Source organism: Caulobacter sp. P1_B12_2, from assembly GCF_056406675.1.
The window spans coordinates 1-4,649 of record NZ_JBFTZS010000371.1 but is presented as its reverse complement, the minus strand read 5'-3'; the positions used below and the strand labels follow the sequence as shown (position 1 = coordinate 4,649).

The window sequence follows — 4,649 nt, the reverse complement described above, 5'->3', positions numbered from 1 at the left end:
CGCACCTGCGGCGGACAGAGAGGTTCCCGCCACAAGGGCGGGAATGACGGCCGAATGGGAGATCGCTGATTGATATCGGCGGCCCTACCCCTCCACAGCCTCGTAAAGCTCCCGCGCCTCGGTCGCCGGCCCGCGCCGTTCGCCGAACCCCACGACCCGCACCGAAACGATCCGCCCGCCGATCGCGAACACCAGGCCGTCGCCGACTCGCAAGCCTCGCGAGGGCTTGTCGACGCGGCTTTCGGCGCCGGCGCGGGTCAGACGGATGCGGCCTTCCTCGACGAAGCGGGCGGCCAGGGAGCGGGTCTTGAAGAACCGGGCGCGCCACAGCCAGACGTCGGCGCGGCAATGGCCTGGATCGGAGCCGGCGTCCGCCTCGCTCACGACGCGGCTTTCGTGACAGCCGCCTTCCGACGGCGCGGCTTCTTCCGCCTCGGCGGCGGCTCGGTCAGCTTGGCCAGGGCCGCGAACGGCGAGTCCGGGCGGGCCGTGACCTTGGGCTCTGGCCGCTGGGCGCCGCGCCGTTTCCACAAGATCGGGTCGCCCTCCTTGGGACGAAGGGCGGGCGTGTAGTCCAGGGCGCGCAGCACGGCGGCTGCCTCGGCCGGGGTCCAGCCCAGGGCGTCACGCGCCGTGTCGGTCAGCACCACCCCGCCGGGCCGCTGGCCCTCGCGCAGCAGGGCGTCCAGGCGCTCCAGCATCTCGACGGGCGCGACGTATTTCCCGACCAGCCGCAGGCCGTTGGCGGACAGGGCGCGGGCGTCCGGCGTCGGGCTGGGCGCGGCGGCCAGGCGCTCGCTCTCGCCGCGCCAAGTCCCCGGCGTCAGGGCGYGAACGGTGGCCAGGACGTCGTTCCGCAGCACCGACGGCAGATAGAGGCTGAACGCCCCGATCCGCACGCCCAGGCTCTTCAGCGTCCGCCGCTCGGCCTGGCTCATGGACTTCAGGTCGGTGTCGACCTCACGCTTGTCGAGCACGCCGCCGGCCTCCAGCAGCCGGTGCGCCAGACCGCGCGGCAGGCCCTTCAGCTCGCCGCCGGCCAGGGCCCGGGCCAGTTTGCGCAGGCCGTGGAGTTGGCGGTCGATCTCGCTCGCCAGGAAGGCGTCCAGGCGCCGCTCGGCCCGCTCCCGCGCCGACGGATCGCCCAGCTCGCCCAGCAGCCGGGCGCGGGGATGCAGAAGGTCGCCGCCCGACCGCACCGCCCCCGCCGCCTCGCCGTTCCACAGCACCGCGCTGTCGGGCGTCAGGGTGAAGGCGCTGTCGGGCTCGGCCGCCATCTGGCCCAGCCGCCGCGCGATCTCGGGGGTGACGGCCCGCTGGGCGGTGTTGCGCAGCGCCTTTTCCTCCAGGGCGCTGCCGCCCTTTTCCTGGACGAAGGTGACGCCGGTCAGCCGGCCGACGATGTGGCCCTCGACCGYCACCGCCCCGTCGGCGCCGACGCCCGCCAGCATGGTCTCGCGGTCGCCCAGCTGGCGCATCAGCACGCTGGTGCGCCGATCGATGAACCGGGCCATCAGCTTCTCGTGCAAGGTGTCGGACAGCCGATCCTCCAGCTGCCGCGTCATCCCCTGCCAGTGAACCGGGTTGTGCAGCCAGTCGCCGCGAGCGGCGATGTAGCTGAGCGTCCGCACGCCCGACAGCCGCGCGGCCAGGCTGTCGATCTCGCCGTCGGTGCGGTCCAGCGCCTTGAACTGGCCGGCGATCCAGTCTTCCGGCAAGCGCTTGCGGCCCGTGGTCAGGTCGTCGAACAGGGTGCGGACCATGCGCTGGTGGTCGTCGTCGGTGGTCTTGCGGAAGTCGGGCGTCTGGCAGACGTCCCATAGCCGGATCAGGGCCGAGCGGTCGGCCTTGCAGCGGGCGGCCACGTCGTCCTGCTGGGCCAGCTTGCGCAGAGTGCGCTCGTCCAGCGCCTCTTCCGACAGGCTCAGCCCTCCGCGCTTGGGCGGCTCGGCCAGCGAGCGCAGCAGGCCGGGCAGGCTGCCGAAGTCCAGCCGGGCGTTGCGCCATTCCGCGCCCATCACCGGCTCGAACTGGTGGTTGACCACGCTCTCGACCAGGTCCTCGTCCATCTCCTCGCAGTCGCCGGTGACGCCGAACGTGCCGTCGCGGGTGTGGCGCCCGGCCCGGCCGGCGATCTGGGCCACCTCCTGCGGGTGCAGCCAGCGGGTGCGCTTGCCGTCGAACTTGCGCAGACCGGCGAAGGCCACGTGGTCGACGTCCATGTTCAGGCCCATGCCGATGGCGTCGGTGGCCACCAGGAAGTCGACCTCGCCGCTCTGGTAGAGCGCCACCTGGGCGTTGCGGGTGCGAGGGCTGAGCGAGCCCATCACCACCGCCGCCCCGCCCCGCTGGCGGCGGATCAACTCGGCGATCGCGTAGACGGCGTCGGTGGAGAAGGCGACCACCGCCGAGCGGCGCGGCAGGCGGGTCAGCTTCTTGGAGCCGGCATAGGTCAGGTTGGAGAAGCGCTCGCGGGTGACGATCTCGGCGTCGGGCAGCAGGCGGCGGATCAGCGGGGCCATGGTGCCCGCGCCCAGCAGCATGGTCTCGAACCGGCCCCGGGCGTGCAGCAGCCGGTGGGTGAAAATGTGGCCGCGCTCTGGATCGGCGCACAACTGGATCTCGTCGATGGCCACGAACTCGACCTCGCGGGTCAGCGGCATGGCCTCGACCGTGCAGACGAAATAGGCCGCGCGCGGCGGCACGATCTTCTCCTCGCCGGTGATCAACGCAACGGCTGCTTTGCCGCGCAGCTTGACGATGCGGTCGTAGATCTCGCGGGCCAGCAGGCGCAGCGGCAGGCCGATCATCCCCGAGGCGTGGCCCAGCATCCGCTCGACGGCCAGGTGGGTCTTGCCGGTGTTGGTGGGGCCGAGCACGGCCGTCAGCTTGGAAGGGGCCAGTCCGGTCGAACGGTCACTCATGATTCAAAGGTGGGATGGGAATCGGGGCGAGGCAAGCGGGGGCGTGCGGTTGGCTGTGGGGCCAAGGGTCGCGCTCCACCAACCCTAACGCCCGTCATCCTCGGACTTGTTCCGAGGATGACGGAAATTGGGAAGTGACGTCGCGGCGGCGATCGGCCATCGATGACGCATGTCCGCCATCGTCGCCGCCGCCTCGCCCTTCGAACTGGCCGCCCTGTGGCGACTGGACCTGCTGACGGCGCGCGACGTGGTGCAGGTCTGCCTGGCGTGGCTGGAGCAGGGCCTCGACGCCGAGGCCCCGGACATCGCGGTCCTGGCCGGCGAGATCGATCCTCGGATCGAGGATCTGCGCCCGCGCTTCGAACGGGTCCTGACCGCCCTGACCGGCGCCCCGCTATCGCGTGAGGACGCCCTGCCGATCGCGCTCCGTCTGCACCTGGCGGTCGCCCTGGTTCAGCCCGACGCGCGGTTCGTCGAGGCCCTGGACCTGGTGATGGACCGCTTCACCTACGCGACCCCGCATCGCCTGGTGACCCATCCGCGCCGCCGGACCGACCGCCCGGACGAGACCTTCGCCGAACAGGAGCTGGGTCTGGAATATGTCTACGGCGCCTATGTCGAGCTCGACGAGCTTCTGAAGGGCGAACTCCAGGTCGAGGATCCCGTCGTCGCCAAGGCGCAATCCCTCGAGGGCCTGCGCGACGACGTCGCGATCCTGCACGCCCATCTGGCGACGCTCTAGCCGACGCGGCTTCCCGAGCGGCGCGGGAGGAACCGAGGCGGCGGCCGAAGGTTCAGCGAGGGCAGCCAAGGATCACGCCGTGCCCCAATCCGCCCAGACCGACGACGCGCCCGCTCCTCTGGTCGGCCTGGCGTCCGGCCTCGCCGCCGGCCTGGTCGCCGCCTGGGCCATGACCCGGTTCCAGACCTGGGTGGGCGAGGCGATCAAGCCGGGCCTGGGCGGAACCGGCACGCCATCGACCGAGAAGGCCGCCGATCGGGTCTCCCGCCTGGTCACCGGCAAGGCCGTCCCCAAGAGCCGCCGCCCGGCGGCGGGCGAGGCGGTGCACTACATCATCGGGTCACTGGTCGGCGGGCTCTACGGCCTGGCGGCCGAGCGCCAGCCCAAGGTCACGGCCGGCCACGGCGCGGTGTTCGGGATCACGGCGGCGACCGTGCTGGACGAGACCGTGGTGCCGGCGACGGGTCTGGGTGCCGGGCCGACCAAGGCGCCGCTGACCTCGCATCCCTATTCCTACGCCTCGCACCTGGTGTTCGGCGTCGTCACCGAGGGCGCGCGCAAGCTGTTCCGACGGTTCTTCCTGCTGGTGCGCGACGGGGTCGCCACCCTGCCCTTCCGCAAGAGCCCGGCCCGTCACGTGGCGCTGGACCGCGCGCCCGACGACTGGCGGACCATCGGCCTGGCCTTCCTGCTGGGCGCCACGGCCGGTCCCCGGACCAGCGCCCCGATCACCGCCGTGACCTGGGCCGCGCGGCTGGGCTGGATCGACCTGAAGGGCTCGAAACTGGCCTTCCTGGCCTCGCCCTGGGCGGTGGCGGTCACCACCCCGATGGCGATGAGCGAGCTGGTGATCGACAAGCTGCCCGCCACCCCGTCGCGCACCCAGCCGGCCGCCGTCGCCGCGCGGGCCGCCAGCGGCGCTTTGGCCGGAGCGGCGCTCGGGGCGGGACGTCCGGTCGCCGGTCTGGCGGCCCTGGCCGGCC

General features: G+C 72.4%; 4 protein-coding genes. 2 read left to right on the top strand and 2 right to left on the bottom strand.

The window, feature by feature from the left end:
* Positions 1–84: 84 nt before the first annotated feature.
* The gene (locus AC1DZ6_RS19345) at positions 85–384 is read right to left on the bottom strand and encodes an RNA-binding S4 domain-containing protein (protein WP_477098768.1); all 300 of its coding nucleotides are present in this window, start codon (positions 382–384) and stop codon (positions 85–87) included.
* Positions 381–2,924 (bottom strand): helicase-related protein, encoded by a 2,544-nt coding sequence (locus AC1DZ6_RS19340; RefSeq protein ID WP_477098767.1) that lies wholly within the window; start codon positions 2,922–2,924, stop codon positions 381–383. The genes AC1DZ6_RS19345 and AC1DZ6_RS19340 overlap by 4 nt, the downstream gene beginning before the upstream one ends.
* Before the next feature lie 169 nt (positions 2,925–3,093).
* On the opposite strand from AC1DZ6_RS19340, the gene AC1DZ6_RS19335 reads away from it, so the two are divergent.
* On the top strand, positions 3,094–3,666 hold the full coding sequence (locus tag AC1DZ6_RS19335; RefSeq protein ID WP_477098766.1) for a hypothetical protein: 573 nt from the start codon (positions 3,094–3,096) through the stop codon (positions 3,664–3,666).
* Positions 3,667–3,745: 79 nt separating this feature from the next.
* On the top strand, positions 3,746–4,649 hold a 904-nt coding region (locus AC1DZ6_RS19330), incomplete at its 3' end, for a DUF1440 domain-containing protein (protein WP_477098765.1).